Below are 4,549 nucleotides of genomic sequence, written 5' to 3'. Positions count from 1 at the left end.
GGTGCGCACCGAGTTCGAGGACAGCTGCGACTGAACCCGTCTCAGCCGCCGCCCTTGACGGCCCTGGGCACCCGCACCACCAGCACCCGTGCGCCGGCCTTCTGCAGCCGGTTGCGCCGCAGGTTCACCTTGAGCCGGTTGTCCAGCGGCGGCGTGCGCAGCTGGTAGTAGGTCACCCCATTCTTCTTGAAGCTGGCCAGCTGCAGCCGTTCGAATCCCAGCCGGCGCAGCCGCGCCAGTTCCTTTTCCGCCAGTTCCCGGCGACGGAAAGTGCCCGCCAGCACCCGCCGCGGCTGTTCCAACCGCACCGGCAGCGGCCTGGCGTCCACCTCCACCGTCATGCTGGGCAGATCCCGGTAGAAGCTGAACTGATCGATTTCCTCAGGCGTCTCCCGTTCGGGCGCCTGCGCGGTCTGCTGGCGCACGGCATTGGTCGATGTGGCAGACATTGGAGCTGCAGGCGCCGCGGCCGCCTCCGTCTTCTCCGGCAACCAGCGGGAAAAATCCTGCTGACTGAGCCACACGCCGATCCCGGTCAGCACCAGCGTCACCAGCACCGCCAGCCCGATGCGCCGGCGCAGCTGACGCTGGGCCTCCAGCTGACGCTGCTGCGACTGTCTCAGGGGCGGTTGCTGCATGGGTTCACATGCGCTCCGGCGCGGACACGCCCAGCAGGGTCAGACCGTTGCGGATGACCTGCTGCACCGCAGCCACCAGCGTCAGGCGGGCGTTGCGCACATCCGGCTGGTCCACCAGAAACGGCGTGGCGTTGTAGTAGCTGTGCAGGCCATGGGCCAGATCGCGCAGATAGTAGGCCACCAGATGAGGCTCGCGGTTGAGCGCCGCGCGGGCCACCACTTCCGGGAACTTCGCCAGCTCCGCGGCCAGCGCCTGCTCGCTCTCCAGCGACAGGGCGCCCAGCGCCGCCAGCCCGGCCTTCCGGTCCCACGGCATGCCCTTCTCTTCCGCCTGCCGCAGCACGGCGGCCAACCGGGCGTGAGCGTACTGAATGTAATAGACCGGGTTGTCGTTGCTCTGGGACTTGGCCAGATCCAGATCGAAGTCCATGTGCTGTTCGGACTTGCGCATCACATAGAAGAAGCGCGCCGCGTCGGTTCCCACCTCCTCGCGCAGCTGGCGCAGGGTGACGAACTGGCCGGAGCGGGTGGACATGGGCACCTTCTCGCCGCCCCGCCACAGGGTGGCGAACTGCACCAGCAGCACCTCCAGCGCCTCGGCGGGCAGATCCAGCGCCTGCAGCGCCGCGCGCACCCGCGGAATGTAGCCGTGATGGTCGGCACCCCAGATGTCGATCAGCCGCTCGAAACCGCGTTCGAACTTGTTGAGGTGATAGGCGATGTCAGAGGCGAAATAGGTCTTGACGCCGTTGTCGCGCACCACCACCCGGTCCTTCTCATCGCCGAATTCGGTGGAGCGGAACCACAGGGCGCCCTCCTTCTCATACACGTAGCCGGCCTGCTGCAGCTTCTCGATGACCGCATCCACCAGGCCGCTGTCGAACAGGCTGCGCTCCGAGAACCAGTTGTCGAAGGTGACGCGGAACTCGCCCAGATCCTCGCGGATGTCCGCCAGAATGGCCTCCAGCGCCGTGCGGTGCACCGTCTCATACGCCTCACCCAGCAGGGTTCTGGCCCGCTCGATGAGCGCATCAATATGCGCCTCCTTGTCCCCTTCGGGCGCATCCGCCGGCACCCCGTCGAAAACAGCCTCGGCCGCATGACGCAGCGTCTCACCGTGAGCCGCCTTCAACGAGGCAGCGATGTCGCGGATGTAGTCGCCCTGATAGCCGTTGGACGGAAAGGCGATCTTCTCACCGCACAGTTCCAGATAGCGCAGCCAAACGGAGGTGGCCAGAATGTCCATCTGCCGGCCGGCGTCATTGACGTAATACTCGCGTGTGACCTCGAACCCCGCCGCCTCCAGCAGGTTGCTCAGGGAGGCGCCGTAGGCCGCGCCCCGCCCGTGCCCCACATGCAGCGGCCCGGTCGGGTTGGCGGAGACGAACTCCACCAGCACCGCCTGCCCCTGCCCCGCATCGCTGCGCCCGTAGGCCTCGCCCTGCTCCAGCACCGTCTTCACCGCGGAGAGCTTGCTGTCCTCGGCCACGAAGAAGTTGATGAAGCCGGGCCCGGCGATCTCCACCTTCACCAGCCAGTCCGCCTCCGGCAGCACCGCCACGATGCGCTCGGCCATCTCCCGCGGCGCGCAGCCGGCCGGTTTGGCCAGCGTCAGCGCCAGGTTGGTGGCGAAATCACCATGCGCCTTGTCACGGGTATGGTCCACGCGGATGTTCGGGGTGACCTCGGCAGGCAGCTGGCCGGCCTGTTTGAGCTGTTCGATGCAGTGAGAAAGGGTCTGGGCGATCTGATTTTTCATGCCACGTCGTCAGAAATGGTTGGAAAGGGCGCATATTCTACGAAAAAAGGCCGCAGAACGGCCTTTTTCCACACGGCGCCGGGCGGGCAGAACCGGCACCCGGCAAAATTGGGGGAGACCCCGTTTCCGGCTCACCCCTTGAGGGCGGCGGTGGCCAGGAAAGCCTGATTGCGCAGGTTATCCCTGTCCTGCGTCGCCTCCGCCTCGTCGGCGGACTGGGCGGCCACCACCGCCTGCCGGCCCAGCTCACGGTAGTCCACCGGCTGTGCCCGCTCACCGGCACGTGCCGCCTCGGTCTGACGCAGCGACACCTTCACGTCCTGCTGGGCCGCCGGCACGGCCTCGGGCGCCGCCGCCTGCGGCGCGTCCGGCTGGCGTTCCGGCTGCACCGCCTGCAGCTGACTCTGCAATGCGCTGTTGACACCGTTGATCATGCTCTCACCTCCCGCCTGTTGGCGCTTTCCGCCGCCAACGCCCCGTCATGGGCAGGGTCGGCGGAATGACTCTCAGAACTTTCATTGTAACCCTCGGGCGGAAATTGTCCAGAGATCAACGCCTTATCCAGCGCCCACACCAGCGCGGCCACCCACAGCACCATCGCCCACAGCAGATAGAGCCACACCATGAACATGGGCAGCGCCGCCAGCGCCCCATAGACCACCTTGTAGCTGGCGTAGCGGGCATAGAGCACGAACAGCCCCTTGAGCAGCGCCAGCAGCACCGTGGCGGTCACCGCACCGGCCAGCGCCGCCTTTGGCCGGATGGGTACCGGCGGCGCGTACCGGTAGAGCAGATAGAAGCCGGCAATGGTCATGGCCACGGGCAGCAGGCGCACGCCCTGCGCCCGTACCCACGCCAGTCCCGGAATGTCCAACAACGGCAGGGCCGCCAGCGCGGCGCTGAGGGAGAAGCCCAGCGCGATCAGCAACGGCCCCAGCAGGCTCACGCCCAGATAGTGCAGCAGGCGATGCCACATGCGGCTGACCGGCTCCTCGTGCCAGATGGCGGCGATCTTGCGGTAGATCTTGTCCAGCAGCAGCAACACGGTGATGAACAGAAACGCCAGACTGGGGCCGGTCAGCCGCGCCGCCTGTGCCGACAGCTGCATCACCCCCTGCTCCACCTTCTCCAGCGACCCCGGCGAGAAGGTGTGCACCAGCGTGCGCACCACCTCCTCCCGCCAGGCCACGAACCAGTCGCTCACCGACAGCACGCTCACCACCAGCGCGAACAGCGGCACCAGGCTCAGCAATGTGGTCCAGGCCAGCACGGTGGCGGCATCCAGCCCGCCGGCACGATCGAAGCGGCGCCACACCAGGCGCAGGAAGGCAAGCAGCTTTTTCATGGCTGATAGAATAGCCGCCATGCACGCCCTTGCCAACGCCGACAACGCCCGCCTGCTGCGGCAGGTCACCCTGCTCTCCTTCGCCACCGCCCTGCTGCTGGTGAGCGTCAAGGCGGTGGTGTGGTATGTGAGCGGCTCGGTCAGCCTGCTGGCCTCCCTGCTGGATTCCGGCATGGACGCCATCGCCTCGCTGATCATTCTGCTGGCGGTGCGCTACGCCCTGCAGCCGGCAGACGACGAGCACCGCTTCGGCCACGGCAAGGCCGAGCCGCTGGCGGCGCTGGCCCAGAGTGTCTTCATCGCCGGCTCTGCGCTGTTCTTTCTGCTCCATGCCCTCAACCGCCTGCTGCACCCGCAACCCGTGCACCACGACACCCTCGCCATGAGCGTGATGGCCTTTTCTCTGGTCGTCACCCTGGCCCTGGTGAGCTGGCAGCGCCATGTGGTACGGGTGACCGGCTCCACCGCCATCGAGGCCGACGCCCTGCACTACGTGAGCGACATCGCCAGCAATCTGGTCATTCTCGCCGCCCTGTGGCTGAGCCGCTGGTGGCCGCAGGCGGATGTCTGGTTCGGCATGGCCGTGGGCATGTGGATCGGTCTGAGCGCCCTGAAGATCGGCCGCGAGGCGCTGGATCAGCTGCTGGATCGCCAGTTGCCGGACGAGATGATCGCCGACATCCGCCGCATCGTGCTCGGCCACCCGCGGGTGTGGGGCTTCAACGACCTGCGCACGCTCAGAAGCGGCCCCAACCTGCTCATCCAGCTGGATCTGGAGCTGGATGACGACCTGCCGCTCAAGGAGGC

The 4,549-nt window shown here is 67.0% G+C and carries 5 protein-coding genes; 1 reads left to right on the top strand and 4 read right to left on the bottom strand.

Translation table 11 applies throughout. From position 1 onward, the window contains the following. Positions 1–41: 41 nt before the first annotated feature. The 4 genes from F8K16_RS02525 to F8K16_RS02510 form a co-directional block, all read right to left on the bottom strand. The gene (locus F8K16_RS02525; protein ID WP_294946498.1) at positions 42–638 is read right to left on the bottom strand and encodes an SPOR domain-containing protein; all 597 of its coding nucleotides are present in this window, start codon (positions 636–638) and stop codon (positions 42–44) included. A 4-nt stretch (positions 639–642) separates the two neighbouring features. Next, complete coding sequence (gene argS / locus F8K16_RS02520) at positions 643–2,397, bottom strand: arginine--tRNA ligase (RefSeq protein WP_294946494.1); 1,755 nt, start codon at positions 2,395–2,397, stop codon at positions 643–645. Between the two features lie 131 nt (positions 2,398–2,528). Beyond that, positions 2,529–2,831 (bottom strand): hypothetical protein, encoded by a 303-nt coding sequence (locus F8K16_RS02515; protein ID WP_294946492.1) that lies wholly within the window; start codon positions 2,829–2,831, stop codon positions 2,529–2,531. After that, entirely contained in the window at positions 2,828–3,742 is a 915-nt protein-coding gene (locus F8K16_RS02510) for a YihY family inner membrane protein (RefSeq protein WP_294946490.1), read from the bottom strand. Before F8K16_RS02510 ends, F8K16_RS02515 begins: the two co-directional genes overlap by 4 nt. On the opposite strand from F8K16_RS02510, the gene F8K16_RS02505 reads away from it, so the two are divergent. Further along, positions 3,741–4,549, top strand: an 809-nt coding sequence (locus tag F8K16_RS02505) for a cation diffusion facilitator family transporter (RefSeq protein WP_294946488.1), incomplete at its 3' end; no start/stop codon positions are given. The genes F8K16_RS02510 and F8K16_RS02505 overlap by 2 nt on opposite strands.

The organism is Sulfurivirga sp. (assembly GCF_015490265.1).
Classification (GTDB): Bacteria; Pseudomonadota; Gammaproteobacteria; order Thiomicrospirales; family Thiomicrospiraceae; genus Sulfurivirga.
This window is presented reverse-complemented; position numbering and strand designations above follow the sequence as displayed.

Coding starts and splice junctions, on each gene's coding strand:
- F8K16_RS02525 (WP_294946498.1), bottom strand. CDS start 638: ATGCAGCAACCGCCCCTGAGACAGTCGCAGCAGCGTCAGCTGGAGGCC.
- argS (WP_294946494.1), bottom strand. CDS start 2,397: ATGAAAAATCAGATCGCCCAGACCCTTTCTCACTGCATCGAACAGCTC.
- F8K16_RS02515 (WP_294946492.1), bottom strand. CDS start 2,831: ATGATCAACGGTGTCAACAGCGCATTGCAGAGTCAGCTGCAGGCGGTG.
- F8K16_RS02510 (WP_294946490.1), bottom strand. CDS start 3,742: ATGAAAAAGCTGCTTGCCTTCCTGCGCCTGGTGTGGCGCCGCTTCGAT.